This is a genomic window from Sedimenticola sp. (genome assembly GCF_050289425.1).
Taxonomy (GTDB): domain Bacteria; phylum Pseudomonadota; class Gammaproteobacteria; order Chromatiales; family Chromatiaceae; genus Sedimenticola.
In genome coordinates, this window is the sequence record NZ_JBNKFS010000001.1 from 199,944 (window position 1) to 215,668 (window position 15,725).

A 15,725-nucleotide genomic window follows, 5' to 3' on the forward strand; every position below is an offset into this window, starting at 1 on the left:
CTCACTGATCCTTTTGATGGGCCATCGCCAAACGACTCCAAACCCATACGTAATTCACGCCGCTGGCGACGGTAGTAACCATAACCAGCCACACCAGGCTTTCGATCAAAACCCCGGGCAAGGCCAACAGGCCGCGGTCCAGGACCACGGCCAACACCAGCATGATTTGGGAGAAGGTATTGATTTTGCTGATAAAACTTGGATTGGCCGTCAACTCCATTACACGGAAGTGGTAGACCAGGGCACCGGTGACGATCACCAGATCCCGTAAAATAACCAACAGCACCAACCAAACCGGGATCACCTCGATCAGGGCCAGGGTAAGGTAACTGGAGACCAGCAACACTTTGTCCGCCAGCGGATCCAGTAACCCACCCAGCTGACTCTGCCAACCATAGTGTTTAGCCAGGTAACCGTCCAAGCCATCTGATATGCCGGCCACGGCAAACAGTACCAGCGCCACGCCAAACTGCTGTTCCAGCAGCATCCAGACAACCGGCACCGACATGAAGATACGCAATATACTGATCAGATTGGGTATATCTTCGCGTTTCAACATCACAATCTTGTCACCCCTAGGGTAGAAAAAAGCGCGCGGCGACTATGCATACGCTCCTTTTTTCCACCACTCCCTGTTTTTGAGGTTAACGCATACGGTAGAAGAGATCGACTCCCTCGATAAGCGGAAGCGATACATCCGGCAGATCCGTGATCGGTTCAATCATGCCTCCCAGGGCGAGACCCTGTTCCAAGACCTGCACACCCCCTCTTACCTGTAATTCATAGGTGATCGCATCCGGCTCAACCGACATCATATCGACCCGCTCCACCGAACTCTGGGACTGCAGAAAACGGCCTATCCCGACATATTGGGTTAAATCCGACACGCCACTGACTCGAAGCCTGATCCGGGACAAATTGGCTTCGCCACCGACCGGTGCGTACAGCTCCGCCAGCAAATCGCTCACATGCTCAATCCCGGCATGGGCCAATGCGGCGGGATCATCCCCCTCATCACGCCAGTTGGACTGGCGGTCACCGTGGTAGAGACGCCAGGTAACCCGCCACAATTTGCTCGAGAGCTGGGTCAATCTACCGGTAACGATCAAGTCAGGTGTGTAGCGTTGGGAGGCCCGGCTGATATTCTGCTCAAAATCACCCCACAGATCGGCCACCTGTACCGCCGCCTGATCCTCCAGGTCCATCAGCGGCAGCAACAAGGGGATACCACGTTGCGCGGCCGCCGCAGTCATGGCGGAGAGCAGGGGTTCATCCGATTCGGGGCGCATTACCCGGCGCTGTCCCTGACTCTCTATCCCCAGCCAAACCAACCCCGAGGGACGGTTCTCCCCCCACACCGGTAAGCGCCGCTCTCTCAGCAAACGCTGTACGGCAGCCGTATCAAACTGCACGGTCAGCAGGCGGGCGGATATCTCACCAACCGAAGCGGTACCGGCCTCCGTCGCGGAGGATTCGCCGGTCGGTACACGACTGGCATCAAGGCGATAACGGAACTGTTGGACGTAGCGTGGTGCCTGCTCGATATCGTTCTGTATTTCCGGGCGCTGCGCGACATGCCGATTCCCCGTCACCTTCACCAACATCTGTGCGAAGGCACGCCGTATGCCGTCGGTCCGCTGCTCGGCGGACTGCCCATCGACCGCCACCTCCGCGCTGTAAAGTCCGGTTACCTGGCTGGCAGCGGCAAACGAGATGCCCCCGACAAATAGTGCCAGCAACAGTAATATCCGGCTTAGGGTTAGCGTGCGATGAGATGGGGCTGTTAAACAACTGGGCATGTGATAGGAGTCCGACTGACGTAATAATCCGGTCGATTCTAGCCTGCCCCCCGCCGCAAATCCATTAATCGCCTACAGACATTCGATGCCGTCTCTTTCGGCAACCGGAAAAATCACCCGCTATCATTTCCGATGGTATAATTCCGCTCCCTTTGCCTGATCCCTCCCTGTGGATTTGGTAGAATCAACAACTGCAGCCCGTTCTCTTAACGCGCACCTAGCCTGGAGTGATCAGTGGATCAGAACAAAACCGACTCCGTCTCTCTCAGTTACCGGGATGCCGGTGTCGATATCGACGCCGGGAACAGCCTGGTCGAGCGGATTAAACCCATTGTAAAAAACACCTTCCGACCCGGCGTAATGACAGGGCTGGGGGGATTCGGTGCGCTTTTCGAACTGCCGTTGGACCGTTACCGGGAGCCGGTACTGGTATCCGGCACCGACGGCGTGGGGACCAAACTGCGACTGGCCCTGGCGCTGCAGAAGCATGACACCATCGGCATCGACCTGGTCGCCATGTGCGTCAATGACATCATCGTCACCGGTGCGGAACCGCTGTTCTTCCTCGACTACTACGCCACGGGCCACCTTGATGTAGACGTAGCCAGCAGTGTGATCACTGGCATTGCCGAGGGATGCCGGCTCTCCGGCGCTGCGCTCACCGGCGGGGAAACGGCCGAAATGCCGGGCATCTACGAAACCGGCGACTATGACTTGGCCGGATTCTGTGTCGGCATCGTGGAGAAATCCCGTATTATTCAACCGGACCGGGTGCAACCCGGCGATGTGTTGCTGGGACTCGCCTCCTCCGGCCCCCACTCCAACGGTTATTCCCTGGTCCGCAAGATCCTGGAGGTATCGGGTGCGGACCTGAACCAGCCGCTGGGTGACCGCAAACTGGGAGACGCCTTGCTCACCCCGACCCGCATTTATGTTAAGTCGCTGCTGGCATTGCACCAATCCATCGATATCCACGCCATGGCGCACATCACCGGCGGCGGCTTACCGGAGAACCTGCCGCGCGTGCTGCCAGCGGGTACCCGTGCCCTGGTCGACAGTAACTCCTGGCAGCGGCCGGCGGTATTCCAGTGGTTGCAGGAACAGGGCAATGTACTGGAGGCCGAGATGCTGCGCACCTTCAACTGCGGTGTCGGCATGGTGGTCTGTGTCGCCGAAGCAGACGCGGAACAAGCCATCACACTGCTACAGGCAGAAGGCGAAACCGTTTGGAAATTGGGTCGGATCGAGGCGCACGACGGCGCGCCCTGCGTGGAACTGGTATCGTGACCCAAGTGCAAAAACTGCCCATAGTCGTATTGATCTCAGGCAGCGGCAGCAATCTTCAAGCCATCATTGATGGCGCCGCCGCCGATCTCCCGGTGGAAATACGGGCCGTCATCAGCAACCGTGCAGACGCCTTCGGTCTGGAACGGGCCCAGCGCGCCGCCATCCCCACGCGGATACTCGACCATACCAACTATCCGGACCGGGAGACCTACGACCGGGCGTTGGTGGAGCTGATCGACAGTTTTCAACCGGGATTGGTGATATTGGCCGGTTTCATGCGTATTCTGACACCGGCACTGGTCAATCACTTCCAGGGAAAACTACTGAACATTCACCCTTCCCTGTTGCCCAAGTATCGTGGCTTGCATACCCATCAACGGGCACTCGAAGCTGGCGACCCGGTTCACGGCGCCAGCGTTCATCTGGTTACCGAAGAGCTGGACGGCGGGCCGGTGATACTGCAGGTTCGTGTACCGATAGAGCCCGGTGATGACGAGTCCACACTGGCTGCCCGCGTGCTGACGCAAGAGCATCAGATCTACCCGAGGGTCATTCGCTGGTTTGCCGAAGGCCGCTTGCGGGTCACAGCGGGATCGATTGAACTGGATGGACAACCACTACAAGGACCGATTGTCATGGAATTCAATCAGTTAAACGCCGTATGAGTGATCTCAACATGAGATCACTCGGCAAATTGCTGCTGGCAGGCTGGACCCTGCTACTACCGGACCTCGTACTGGGGGAGACCGACGTTTCCCTGAAGCCCTATAGCGCCGAGTACCGGGTCAGTAAAGGCAGTTTTGTGATTGGCCGGGCAACCATCACCCTCAGCCTGAGCAGTGACGACCGTTACACCTACCGCGCCTTCACCGCACCGGTCGGTCTGGCCGCGGTGTTCCGCAAAGACGAAATTACCGAACTGAGCGAGGGACGGTTACGCAACGACCAGGTCATCCCCTCCCGCTATCTCTATACCCACAAGCGCCCGAAACGGACGCGCCAGGTCAATCTCGATTTCAATTGGCGTACCGGGCGGGTGGCAAACCGGACACCCGACTCAAACTGGAGCATGGAGATTCACGAGGGAACGCAGGACAAGTTCAGTCAACAATTGGCACTGAGCCTGGCACTCAGTCGGGGCGAAAAGAGTGCCGAATACCAGGTCGCCGACGGCGGACTATTGAAGAGCTACCGCTATACGGAGATCAGCCGAGAGCCGATCCGGATCGAATCAGGTCACTATCAAACCATTAAGCTGGAAAGGAACAAGGGTGACAAGCCGTCCCGAACAACCCTCTGGTTTGCACCCGATCTCAACTTCCTGCCGGTGCGTATCGCCAAACACGAAAAAGATGGCGACTATGTCATGGAGTTGATCTCCGTCTCCTGGCTAGATCAGAAGAGTTGAGCGATCACCGATCAGTCGCGTTGTAGCAGCCGGCTCATCACCGATTTGAAAAAACCACCCGGAGCCACCGTGATCTGGGCGTCGTCGACGTTGACCTGATCCAGTGCGTAACTGCAGTACTCCACACCTGCCTCCTGGTACATTTCCTGGGAGAGTTTCAGATCATCGGCCCAGCGGGAGAGGAAATCCTCACTCGGCGCAATACAGACAATCCGCTTCACCTCTTCCTGGATCAGTTTCGAGGCGCAACGTGGACAGGGAGGATGGGTGACATAGACGGTACAACCGGTGAGATCCCGCTTGGCGAAGATCATGGCGTTCTCTTCCGCGTGAATGGTCAGGTTCAGTTTGCAGTTACGATCTGTCAGCCGTTCAGTTCGATCCTCCACCCCGGCGGCAAAACCGTTATAGCCGACGGAAACGATGCGGTTGCCATCGGTGATCACCGCCCCGACCTGAGATGAAGGGTCCTTGCTCCAGGCGGAAATATGGGCCGCCAGCCCCAGGAAACGGGTATCCCATTTGACACTCATCGATAAGACCTCACGGGGATTGCCGGGTTTGAGACGGGTAGAATCCGCCATCAAGTGATACAGCGCGTTTGTGCCGATTGGCACGCCAAGCTGGCCGCAACCCTTTCTGCCAGCCGGCGCTAGTCTGAAGTAGTGATGCCGTCAGGTCAACAGAGGGGTTTACCCTAGCCACCCTCTCCCTCTGATGACGCCTCCTCGTCCTCTTCCACCTTGATCTCTTCCAGGGAGAGCGAACTGCCCACGGAAGCGGCGGATGCCTGTCCCTGTTTCAGTTTTATCTTAAGTTGCAGGTTGTTGGGTGAGTCGGCATTCTTGATCGCCTCTTCACGGCTGATCCGACCCTGTTGCAGCAGATTGAACAGCGCCCCGTCAAAGGTCTGCATACCGAGCGCCTCGGACTTCTCCATCACCTCCTTGATGCCGGAAATATCACCCCGCTTGATCAACTCTTCCACCGTCGATGTCCCAAGCAGAATCTCGATCGCTGCCGCCCGCTTGCCATCCACCGTAGGTATCAGGCGCTGGGAAACAAAGGCTTTCAGATTCAGTGATAGGTCAATCAGCAGTTGTGGCCGCCGCTCTTCCGGAAAAAAATTGATAATGCGGTCGAGTGCCTGGTTGGCATTGTTGGCGTGCAGTGTGGAAATGCAGAGATGTCCGGTCTCGGCAAACGCCATGGCATGTTCCATGGTCTCCCGGTCGCGGATTTCACCGATCAGGATCACATCCGGCGCTTGGCGCAGGGTATTCTTGAGGGCATCTTCGTAACAGTCGGTATCCACACCCACTTCCCGCTGATTAACGATACTTTTCTTGTGGGGGTGGACGTATTCGATCGGGTCCTCGATGGTAATAATATGCCCCGAGCTATGGCTGTTGCGATGGTCAATCAAGGCCGCCAGGGAGGTGGACTTTCCGGAACCGGTTCCGCCGACAAACAGTACCAGCCCCCGTTTCTCCATCACCACCCGGGTCAGGATCTCCGGTAACCCAAGTGACTTGACGCTGGGAATATCGGTTTTGATATTCCGCACCACCATGGCGATCTCGTTTCGCTGCTTGAAGATATTGACCCGAAACCGACCCACCCCCGGCTCGCTGATAGCCAGATTCATCTCGGGCTTCTGTTCAAAACTGGCGATCTGTTCCTCGTCCATAATTTCATAGGCGATCTGCTTCACCTGCCCCGGGACCATCGGTTCTTTGGCCAGTGCCTTGAGCTGGCCATGGAATTTGGCCGCCGGCGGTGCCCCGGTCGACAGATAGAGATCGGAACCGTCTTTCGAAGCGAGGATTTTCAGGTAATTTTTAAACATGATAGGCAGAACCCTTACTGACTACGAAAAAGATGAAGCAAAGCATAACCGTACATTTACTTTTCTGACGACTCATCTGGCTCAGCCACGGTTAGGAAAATAGTAGTCGCGAATGAACGCGAATGCTGAAAATCCCCATATATTTCGTCTCCTTATCGAGAAGCCATCATACATTTTCAGAGAGAGATCTGTTCTATTGCTCAATAGCTAGTGAAACGATTTTATTATTACTCACGTCTATTTGCGGCCTTATTAACGGATTCCGAAACTGGATCAGCATTGTGGGTAATCAGGTTTGTTTTTGATAAAAAAAGCCCGCGCAACGGCGGGCTTTTTCTTGATCCAATAGTTCCGGGTTCCGGTTCAGTTGTTCTGAATCACGATATTGGGGAACTTAGCAGCATAGCTCTTAGCCTGTAAGGCCAGGATAGCCGTGGTCTTGCGGGCAATCTCACGGTAGATCTGCGAAATGCGTGCATCGGGATCTGTTACCACGGTCGGCTTGCCGCCATCGGTCTCTTCGCGAATGCGGATATCCAGCGGTAGGGCGCCGAGGAAATTGACCCCGTACTGCTCGGCCATGCGCCGACCGCCACCCTCGCCGAAGATATGCTCTTCGTGGCCACAGTTGGAACAGATATGGATACTCATGTTTTCCACGATACCCAATACCGGCACCTCGACCTTTTCAAACATCTTGAAGCCCTTGCGCGCATCCAGCAGGGCGATATCCTGAGGCGTGGTCACCACCACCGCGCCCGACACCGGCACTTTCTGAGCCAGGGTCAGCTGGGTATCACCGGTGCCCGGCGGCAGATCGATGATCAGATAATCCAGGTTGGCCCAGTTGGTATCGTTCAGCAATTGTTCCAGCGCCTGGGTGACCATGGGGCCACGCCAGATCATTGGGGTCTCTTCGTCAATCAGGAAACCGATAGACATGGCTTGAATACCGTAATTCTCGATCGGCTCCAGGCTCTTGCCGTCTTTCGACTCCGGCTGCCCGGAAACGCCCAGCATGCGTGGCTGTGAAGGGCCGTAGATATCTGCATCCAGCAGTCCCACTTTGGCGCCCTCTTCCACCAGCGCCAACGCCAGATTCACGGCCGTGGTGGATTTACCCACACCACCCTTTCCGGAGGCGACGGCGATAATGTTCTTCACATTGTCAATCGGCTTCAGCGATTTCTGCACCGAGTGGGCGGTGATCTTCCAGTCGACATCCACATCGACCGAGGAGACACCCTCCACGGCGGTGATCTGCGCCTTCAACGCATCCGCCAACTGATCTTTAAAGCCCTTCGCCGGGAACCCCAGCTCTACCGTCACCTTCACGGCGCCGCCGTCAATCTCAATCCCTTTAATAAACTTGGCGCTGACCAAATCCTTTTCGAGGTGAGGTTCCGTGTACCCTTTGATTGCCTCTTCGATCAACTCTTTTGTTACTTCAGCCATTGCATGCTCCTACGGGAAGGCCTCACAGAGAGGCCGCCAATTCGGGTAATGATGGCCGCGCATTCTACATTAAAAAACGCTTATGCCCAACCAAATTGCTAGGTCTTTGAAGGACCCGGCATTGACAATTGTCCTTCCTGCCGCCATTAAATCCCTGTGATACTTGGCTTTTCGGATCTGTTTGCAGCGGCGTGACCAAGTTGATAGCTTTTCGCAATCCCACGAATTATGTGATAATTGTGCGTTTTACTGGACGGACATTTGCGGTGTGGCACCTCAATTTGGCCGGCCGGGCTTCTTTCCCCCCAGACACAGCCGTGGAATCATGAATCAGACAGCGCGAAAAATACTGGTGACCAGCGCCCTTCCCTATGCCAATGGCCCGATCCATATCGGCCATATGGTGGAGTATATTCAGACCGATATTTGGGTCCGCTTCCAGAAAATGCGGGGCAACCAGTGTCTCTACGTCTGCGCCGACGATGCCCACGGCACCCCGATCATGCTACGCGCCCGCAAGGAAGGAATCGAGCCGGAAGCCCTGATCACCCGGGTTGCACAAGAGCACAAGGCCGATTTCGCCGATTTCAATGTGGGTTTTGATAACTATCACTCCACCCATTCGGAGGAGAACCGTCATTACGCCTCGCTGATCTATCAGCGCAACAAAGAACAGGGGCATATCGCCAACCGCGCCATCACCCAGGCCTACGATCCCATCGAAGAGATGTTCCTGCCGGACCGTTTCATCAAAGGGGAGTGCCCGAAGTGCGGTGCCGCGGATCAGTATGGCGACAATTGCGAAGTGTGCGGCGCCAGCTATTCGCCCAATGAACTGAAAAATCCCGTCTCGGCCATCTCCGGCGCGACACCGGTAGACCGGGATTCGGAGCACTACTTTTTCAAACTGGCCGATTTCGAGGAGATGCTCAAGAACTGGACCCGGGGCGGCCATCTGCAAGCCGAGGTAGCCAACAAACTGGATGAATGGTTCGAAGCCGGGCTGCACGAGTGGGATATCTCCCGGGATGCCCCCTACTTCGGTTTCGAGATTCCTGATCACCCGGGCAAGTACTTCTACGTCTGGCTGGATGCCCCCATCGGTTATATGGCCAGCTTTAAAAATCTCTGTGACCGCAGCGACGACCTGGATTTTGATGAGTTTTGGAACAAAGACTCCGCCGCCGAGCTGTACCACTTTATCGGCAAGGACATCATCTATTTTCATGCCCTGTTCTGGCCGGCCATGCTGAACGGCGCCGACTTCCGCACCCCGACAGCCGTCTTTTCACACGGCTTTCTCACGGTGGATGGGCAGAAAATGTCCAAGTCGCGCGGCACCTTTATCAAGGCCCGCACCTACCTGGACCATCTGAATCCGGAATATCTGCGCTACTACTTTGCCGCCAAGCTGGGCGGCGGAATTGAGGACATCGATCTCAACCTGGAGGATTTCCAGGCACGGGTCAATTCAGATCTGGTCGGCAAGGTGGTCAACATCGCCAGCCGTTGCGCCGGTTTCATCAAAAAACGTTTCGACGGAAAACTGGCCGAGCAACTCGCCGATGAAGCGCTATTCAAGCACTTTGTCGAGGCCGGCAGTCAGATCGCCGAACATTATGAAAAGCGCGAATTCAGCCGTGCCGTACGGGAAATCATGGCCCTGGCCGATCGGGCGAATCAGTATATCGATGAACGGAAACCTTGGGTGATCGCCAAGGAAGCGGGACGGGATAGCGAGTTACAGCAGGTCTGCTCCATGGGCCTGAACCTGTTCCGACTGCTAATCGGCTACCTGAGACCGATCCTGCCGGCAACCGCCGAACGCTCAGAAAACTTCTTGCAGGTAGCGCCGCTAAGCTGGGCATCCCTTCGCGAACCGTTGCTGGGTCATAACATCGATGCCTTCAAGCCGCTGATGACACGCGTCGAGCCGAGCCAGATCGAGGCGATCATTGCCGCTTCCAAAGCAGATCTGGAAAAACAGGACGGCGCCGCCACCCAGCCGAGCGGACCGCTCACCGAGGATCCGATCAACGAAACCATTGATTACGCCGACTTTGCCAAGATCGATCTGCGTATCGTCAAAATCGTCAAGGCGGAGCGGGTTGAAGGAGCGGAAAAGCTATTACAACTGACCCTTGATCTGGACGGGGAGATGCGCAATGTCTTTGCCGGCATCAAATCCGCCTATGAGCCGAACGAACTGGAAGGACGACTCACCGTGATGGTGGCCAACCTGGCCCCGCGAAAGATGCGCTTCGGTCTGTCTGAGGGGATGGTATTGGCTGCCGGTCCGGGAGGAAAAGAGTTGTTCATCCTATCGCCGGATAGCGGCGCCAAACCGGGCATGCGTGTGAAATAGGCAATATAAATCAACAACCCACTGTTTTTTATCGATTAAATGACCAAAAACAGGGGATAATTGCAGTCGAAACGATAATTGCTATTGATGAAACAGATAAATATATGAAATATTGTGCATGTATTTTTTGTTTCTCAGTAGCATATAATGCAATATACTTCAGGTGCACCGCTGGATATACCTAAAAGTTATAAGGTTATACACACACAAACTGTCGGTTGTTAGTATTAGGGTTAACCACTACTATCGGCCATCCCTCTATATGTGTAGGTCTGCTTTCGATGAAAGAGTACGCGCTCATTCTTGTCAGTACCGTACTGGTCAACAACTTCGTCCTGGTGAAGTTTCTTGGCCTGTGCCCCTTCATGGGCGTCTCCAAAAAACTGGAGACGGCGGTCGGCATGGGCATGGCCACCACCTTTGTACTGACCCTTTCATCGATCTGCAGCTATCTGGCTAATGAATACCTGCTGGCCCCCCTCGGCCTGGAATATCTGCGCACCATCACCTTTATTCTGGTCATTGCCGTGCTGGTCCAGTTCACTGAGATGGTGATGCACAAAACCAGCCCGGTGCTATATCAATTGCTGGGCATCTTTCTTCCGCTGATCACCACCAACTGTGCCGTGTTGGGCGTAGCGCTGTTAAATGTCCAGGAGCAGCACGGCTTCATCGAGTCGGGCCTATATGGCTTTGGTGCCGCGGCCGGATTCTCACTGGTGCTGGTGCTGTTTGCCGCCATGCGCGAGCGGGTCACCGTTTCTGATGTGCCGGTCCCCTTCCAGGGCGGTGCCATCGCCATGATTACCGCAGGCTTGATGTCGATTGCCTTCATGGGCTTCTCCGGACTGGTATCCAGCTGAGGTGGGCGCAGAATGCTGATCGCCATTATCGCCATTGCCCTGCTGGCCCTTGCCTTCGGCCTGTTGCTCGGTTATTCCTCTATCCGCTTCCATGTGGAGGGGGATCCGATTGTGGAAAAGATCGAAGCTCTGCTGCCACAAACCCAATGCGGTCAGTGTAACTTTCCCGGCTGCCACGCTTATGCGGAGGCCCTGGCCAATGACGAGGCGGAGATCAACGCTTGCCCGCCCGGCGGTGAAACCACCATGATTGCCCTGGCCGATCTACTGGGAAAGGATCCAATACCCCTGGAGGGGGCCGCTGCAGAAGATAAACCGAAAGCGGTGGCGGTGATTCGGGAAAACGAATGCATCGGCTGTACGCTCTGCATCCAGGCCTGTCCGGTAGACGCCATTCTTGGATCAGCCAAACATATGCATACGGTGATCCGTAGCGAGTGCACCGGCTGTGAGCTCTGCCTGCCGCCTTGCCCGGTCGAATGTATAGATATGGTGCCGTTGGAAGTCACCACCAGTAACTGGAAATGGCCTTTCCCGGGGGAGACCCCTAACCACAGTTCTCTGGCAACCGCCTCCGAAGGCTAGGAAAGCGATATGCCACAGTCGGCACAAAAACAGCAGAAACAGACCCTCTACCGCTTTAATGGGGGACTGCACCTACCGGATAACAAAAGCCAGTCGCTTACATGTCCGTTGGAAACGGCGATCATACCCAAACGGCTGACCGTCCCCCTGCAACAACACATCGGCGAGAGCGCCGAACCCCTGGTTAAGGTGGGTGACTCGGTACGCAAGGGCGATATGTTGGCAAAACCGCACGGTTACGTGAGCGCACCGGTGCATGCCCCCTCCTCGGGCAAGATCGTGGCAATCGACACCCTGCCCATTCCCCACCCGTCAGGCTTGCCTGCGCCCTGCGTGGTCATAGAGACCGACGGACAGGACACCTGGGGTAACCAGTTGGCGCCGATCCCCGACTATGAACAGGCGGATCCGTCACTCTTGCGCGAACGGATACGTAACGCAGGTATCGTCGGCCTCGGTGGTGCCGCCTTTCCCTCCAGCGTCAAACTGACCCCGGGACTGGAAAATCCGATCCATACCCTGATCATCAACGGCGCCGAGTGTGAACCCTATATCACTTGTGATGATCTGCTGATGCAGAGAGAGCCGGAGAAGATCCTGCTCGGGATCCACATCATTCGCCGTCTGGTCGGCGCCGAACGCTGCCTCATCGGCATCGAAGACAACAAACCTGAGGCGATCGAAAGACTCAGCCAGGCTGTTAGCGATAGCGGTGAGGCGTGGGCCTCAGTGGTCGCTATTCCCACCCTCTATCCCAGCGGTGGAGAAAAGCAGCTCATCAAGGTCCTGACGGGTAAGGAAGTGCCCTCTGGCAGCATCCCGGCCAAGATCGGCATGATCTGCCACAATGTGGCGACCGCCTTCGCCGTCGCCGAAGCCGTGGTCGAGGGTAAACCCCTGATCTCCCGCTACGTCACCATCACCGGCAAGGGCGTCAACCAACCGAGAAACCTGCAAGCGCTGATCGGCACACCGATTGCTGAACTGGTTGCGCAAGCAGGCGGCTACAATGAGCAGGCATCCAAATTGATCATCGGCGGACCGATGATGGGCTTTACCCTGGCCGACGATGAAATACCGATCACCAAGGCCACCAACTGTCTGCTCATTGCCGACGCCACCGAGTCACCCGATCCGGGTGTGGCGCTGGCGTGTATTCGTTGCGGCCAATGTGCCAACGCGTGCCCGGCCAATCTGCTGCCGCAGCAGATGTATTGGTATGCCCGGGCCAAGGACCTGGAGAAGGTACAAGAGTACAACCTATTCGATTGCATCGAGTGCGGCTGCTGCTCCCATGTCTGCCCCTCCCATATCCCGTTGGTCCAATACTTCCGCTTTGCCAAAACCGAAAGCTGGGCTCAAGAGAAAGAGCAGCGGGCCGCTGAGCGGGCTCGCCAGCGCCACGAAGCCCAACTGGCCAGAAAAGAGCGCCTGGAAGCCGAACGTAAGGCCAAACTGCGGCAAAAGAAAGAAGCACTGAAAAAGCCTGTAGCCAAAAAACCGGCAACCAAGGCGGACAGCAGCGGAGAGGAAGATCCAAAAAAGGCAGCCATCGCCGCCGCCCTGAAACGCGCCGCCGAGAAAAAGGCCAAACTGGCGGAACAGGGCGTTACGCCAAAGAACCAGACCGACCTGAGCGACGGCCAGAAGCAGGCCATTAAAAAGGCCAATGAGCGCAGAGCCGGCAGCGACTCTGATGCCGTCACCGCTGACAAGCAGGGTGGATAACAACCGATGCGCTTTACGACCATAACTTCTCCGCACAGCGACCGCCCCAACAGCGTTAGAAAAACCATGCTATGGGTCATCCTGGCACTGCTGCCCGGCGCCGCCGCCATGAACTGGTACTTTGGTTGGGGCATACTGATCAATATGCTAATCGCCAGCGCCACGGCCGTGGCCTGCGAGGCGCTGGCCATGCACCTGAGGAACCGACCAGTGCTTCCGGTTATCGGGGATTTCAGCGCCGTACTCACCGCCCTGCTGTTTGCCGTCGCCGTGCCGCCGTTACTACCCTGGTGGCTGACGGTGATTGGCGTCGCATTCGCTATCCTGATGGTCAAACAGATCTACGGCGGCCTGGGCTACAATCCGTTCAACCCGGCTATGGCCGCCTATGTGTTACTACTGGTTTCCTATCCAGTGCAGATGACCTCCTGGCTGCCGCCGGAGATGCTCAACGAACACCCCCTCTCCCTGCTTCAGAGCGCCAGCGCTATCTTTACCGGTAGCCTGCCGACCGGACTCTCCTGGGATGCCCTCACCATGGCTACCCCGTTGGATGCCATGTTCACCCAACTTGATCAGAGCAAGATGCTGAGCGAGATTCTTGCCCAGCCACTCTGGGGCGATTTCGGTGGCCGTGGTTGGGAGTGGGTCGGCAACTGGTATCTGCTGGGCGGCCTGTTTCTGCTCTACAAGCGTGTCATCAGTTGGCATATTCCGGTCTCCATGCTGGGTAGCCTGTTGATAATTGCGATGCTGTTTCACCTGCTGGATCAGGAAGCCTACCCGTTCGGCATGTTCCACATCTTCACCGGTGGCACCCTACTCGGCGCCTTTTTCATCGCCACCGACCCGGTTTCTGCCTGCACCACAAAAAAAGGTCAATTGGTCTACGGCGCCAGTATCGGTCTGCTGGTATTTATCATTCGTACCTGGGGCGGCTATCCGGATGCCGTAGCCTTTGCCGTACTGCTATTAAACATGGCGGCGCCTACCATCGACTATTACACCCAGCCGCGGGCATTTGGACACCAGGGGGCCGGACGTGATTAAACATCCCGTGTCTGTGGCCGGTATATTGCTGGCGCTGTTTGCGACCGCCGGTACCGCGCTGGTGGCGGTGACCAACGACTTGACGGCGGAGAAGATTGCCGCCAATGAACGCGAAGCGCTGCTGCAGAGCCTTACCGCGCTGGTTCCGGCAGACAACATCGATAACGATATTGTCAGCGATACCACCACCGTATCCGATAAGGCATTGTTGGGTGGCGAGCAAACCCTGGTTTATCTGGGACGAAAAAAAGGTAAGCCGGTTGCGGCGGTATTCTCTCCCATCGTTCCAAATGGCTATAGCGGCCCGATCAAACTGCTGGTTGCGGTAAAGGTTGACGGAACCCTCGGCGGTGTCCGGGTGGTGTCACATAAAGAGACCCCGGGACTGGGGGACAAGGTGGAGGAAAACCGCTCCGACTGGATCTTTGGGTTCGCCGGCAAATCGCTCTCCAACCCGTCGCTGGCAGGCTGGAAAGTAAAAAAGGATGGCGGTGAATTTGACCAATTTACCGGCGCAACGATTACCCCTCGCGCCGTGGTAGGCGGCATCAAGAACACCTTGCTCTATTTTAAAGAGCACCGCAAATCACTGTTCATGAAAATAGACAAGGCAGCCAAAGATGAGTGATGCAAACTATGGCCGGCTGATCCGGGAAGGGCTTTGGAGCAACAACCAAGCACTGGTGGCACTACTGGGATTGTGCCCCTTGCTGGCGGTGACCAGTACGGCTGTCAACGGACTCGGTCTGGGTATTGCGACCACGGCAGTACTGGTGATGTCGAACGCCACCGTCTCATTGATCCGCAACCTGGTTCGGCCTGAGGTTCGGCTACCGGTATTTGTGATTGTCATCGCCTCTTTCGTCACCGCCGTGGAACTCAGCATGAATGCCTGGTTCCATGATCTGTACAAGATATTGGGCATCTTCATTCCACTGATTGTTACCAACTGCTCCATCATCGGGCGTGCCGAAGCCTTTGCCTCAAAAAATCATCTGTTGCCGTCTATCGTGGATGGACTGGCGATGGGGCTGGGGTTTACCTGCGCCCTGGTGACCCTGGGCTCACTGCGAGAATTGGTGGGTATGGGGACTCTGTTTTCCCAGGCCGATCTGATGTTCGGTGATATCGCCGCCAACTGGACGCTATCCCTCGGTCCAAACTTCAAGGGCATGCTGCTGGCGATCCTGCCTCCCGGTGCTTTCCTGGGTATGGGCTTGATGATTGCGTTAAAGAACATCATCGACAACCGGCAACGGAAAACCAAACTGGCGAAAGCCAAGGCCACGAAGGCAAATCTCAGCACTGGAACCGCCTAATTTCGCACCCGGGATGA

15 protein-coding genes are annotated in these 15,725 nt (G+C 56.3%); 10 read left to right on the forward strand and 5 right to left on the reverse strand.

All coding sequences use genetic code 11. The features are described 5' to 3' along the window. Nucleotide 1 precedes the first annotated feature (1 nt). The gene (locus ACQY5R_RS00995) at nt 2-559 is read right to left on the reverse strand and encodes a CDP-alcohol phosphatidyltransferase family protein (protein WP_428603453.1); all 558 of its coding nucleotides are present in this window, start codon (nt 557-559) and stop codon (nt 2-4) included. Nucleotides 560-644: 85 nt separating this feature from the next. Continuing rightward, entirely contained in the window at nt 645-1,739 is a 1,095-nt protein-coding gene (locus ACQY5R_RS01000; RefSeq protein ID WP_428603455.1) for a DUF2066 domain-containing protein, read from the reverse strand. A gap of 294 nt (nt 1,740-2,033) precedes the next feature. Here ACQY5R_RS01000 and purM point away from each other — a divergent pair, with 294 nt between their 5' ends. The 3 genes from purM to ACQY5R_RS01015 are packed head-to-tail and all read left to right on the forward strand — an operon-like array spanning nt 2,034 to nt 4,494. Continuing rightward, on the forward strand, nt 2,034-3,086 hold the full coding sequence (purM, locus tag ACQY5R_RS01005; protein ID WP_428603457.1) for a phosphoribosylformylglycinamidine cyclo-ligase: 1,053 nt from the start codon (nt 2,034-2,036) through the stop codon (nt 3,084-3,086). Further along, a complete protein-coding gene (purN, locus tag ACQY5R_RS01010; protein ID WP_428603459.1) occupies nt 3,083-3,751 on the forward strand; it encodes a phosphoribosylglycinamide formyltransferase in 669 nt (222 codons plus the stop codon). Before purM ends, purN begins: the two co-directional genes overlap by 4 nt. A gap of 11 nt (nt 3,752-3,762) precedes the next feature. Beyond that, nucleotides 3,763-4,494: a DUF3108 domain-containing protein gene (locus ACQY5R_RS01015; protein WP_428603461.1), complete on the forward strand. Its 732-nt coding sequence runs from the start codon at nt 3,763-3,765 to the stop codon at nt 4,492-4,494. 11 nt (nt 4,495-4,505) lie between these two features. Here the strand turns inward: ACQY5R_RS01015 and ACQY5R_RS01020 are convergent, their stop codons facing one another. From ACQY5R_RS01020 to apbC, 3 genes are all read right to left on the reverse strand, one after another. After that, entirely contained in the window at nt 4,506-5,027 is a 522-nt protein-coding gene (locus tag ACQY5R_RS01020; RefSeq protein ID WP_428603463.1) for a deoxycytidylate deaminase, read from the reverse strand. Nucleotides 5,028-5,191: 164 nt separating this feature from the next. Further along, entirely contained in the window at nt 5,192-6,346 is a 1,155-nt protein-coding gene (locus ACQY5R_RS01025) for a PilT/PilU family type 4a pilus ATPase (RefSeq protein ID WP_428603580.1), read from the reverse strand. Nucleotides 6,347-6,706: 360 nt separating this feature from the next. Next, nucleotides 6,707-7,798 (reverse strand): iron-sulfur cluster carrier protein ApbC, encoded by a 1,092-nt coding sequence (gene apbC, locus ACQY5R_RS01030; RefSeq protein ID WP_428603465.1) that lies wholly within the window; start codon nt 7,796-7,798, stop codon nt 6,707-6,709. A 325-nt stretch (nt 7,799-8,123) separates the two neighbouring features. On the opposite strand from apbC, the gene metG reads away from it, so the two are divergent. From metG to ACQY5R_RS01065, 7 genes are all read left to right on the forward strand, one after another. Continuing rightward, entirely contained in the window at nt 8,124-10,163 is a 2,040-nt protein-coding gene (gene metG, locus ACQY5R_RS01035; RefSeq protein WP_428603467.1) for a methionine--tRNA ligase, read from the forward strand. Between the two features lie 281 nt (nt 10,164-10,444). Continuing rightward, entirely contained in the window at nt 10,445-11,026 is a 582-nt protein-coding gene (gene rsxA, locus ACQY5R_RS01040; RefSeq protein WP_428603469.1) for an electron transport complex subunit RsxA, read from the forward strand. 12 nt (nt 11,027-11,038) lie between these two features. Next, nucleotides 11,039-11,611, forward strand: a complete 573-nt coding sequence (rsxB, locus tag ACQY5R_RS01045; RefSeq protein ID WP_428603471.1) for an electron transport complex subunit RsxB — start codon at nt 11,039-11,041, stop codon at nt 11,609-11,611. Nucleotides 11,612-11,620: 9 nt separating this feature from the next. Next, nucleotides 11,621-13,339 carry an electron transport complex subunit RsxC gene (gene rsxC / locus ACQY5R_RS01050; protein ID WP_428603473.1) on the forward strand — a complete coding sequence of 573 codons (1,719 nt, stop codon included), beginning with the start codon at nt 11,621-11,623 and terminating at the stop codon, nt 13,337-13,339. Between the two features lie 6 nt (nt 13,340-13,345). Then, nucleotides 13,346-14,389 carry an electron transport complex subunit RsxD gene (rsxD, locus tag ACQY5R_RS01055; protein WP_428603475.1) on the forward strand — a complete coding sequence of 348 codons (1,044 nt, stop codon included), beginning with the start codon at nt 13,346-13,348 and terminating at the stop codon, nt 14,387-14,389. Then, nucleotides 14,382-15,017 carry an electron transport complex subunit RsxG gene (rsxG, locus tag ACQY5R_RS01060; protein WP_428603477.1) on the forward strand — a complete coding sequence of 212 codons (636 nt, stop codon included), beginning with the start codon at nt 14,382-14,384 and terminating at the stop codon, nt 15,015-15,017. The genes rsxD and rsxG overlap by 8 nt, the downstream gene beginning before the upstream one ends. Beyond that, nucleotides 15,010-15,708, forward strand: coding sequence for an electron transport complex subunit E (locus tag ACQY5R_RS01065; RefSeq protein WP_428603479.1), 699 nt, complete (start codon nt 15,010-15,012; stop codon nt 15,706-15,708). The genes rsxG and ACQY5R_RS01065 overlap by 8 nt, the downstream gene beginning before the upstream one ends. The last annotated feature ends 17 nt before the right edge of the window (nt 15,709-15,725 follow it).

Bases quoted from the DNA above. Each gene is read 5' to 3' on its own strand.
- ACQY5R_RS00995 (WP_428603453.1), bottom strand. From the start codon at position 559: ATGTTGAAACGCGAAGATATACCCAATCTGATCAGTATATTGCGTATC.
- ACQY5R_RS01015 (WP_428603461.1), top strand. From the start codon at position 3,763: ATGAGATCACTCGGCAAATTGCTGCTGGCAGGCTGGACCCTGCTACTA.
- ACQY5R_RS01020 (WP_428603463.1), bottom strand. From the start codon at position 5,027: ATGAGTGTCAAATGGGATACCCGTTTCCTGGGGCTGGCGGCCCATATT.
- apbC (WP_428603465.1), bottom strand. From the start codon at position 7,798: ATGGCTGAAGTAACAAAAGAGTTGATCGAAGAGGCAATCAAAGGGTAC.
- metG (WP_428603467.1), top strand. From the start codon at position 8,124: ATGAATCAGACAGCGCGAAAAATACTGGTGACCAGCGCCCTTCCCTAT.
- rsxA (WP_428603469.1), top strand. From the start codon at position 10,445: ATGAAAGAGTACGCGCTCATTCTTGTCAGTACCGTACTGGTCAACAAC.
- rsxB (WP_428603471.1), top strand. From the start codon at position 11,039: ATGCTGATCGCCATTATCGCCATTGCCCTGCTGGCCCTTGCCTTCGGC.
- rsxC (WP_428603473.1), top strand. From the start codon at position 11,621: ATGCCACAGTCGGCACAAAAACAGCAGAAACAGACCCTCTACCGCTTT.
- rsxD (WP_428603475.1), top strand. From the start codon at position 13,346: ATGCGCTTTACGACCATAACTTCTCCGCACAGCGACCGCCCCAACAGC.
- ACQY5R_RS01065 (WP_428603479.1), top strand. From the start codon at position 15,010: ATGAGTGATGCAAACTATGGCCGGCTGATCCGGGAAGGGCTTTGGAGC.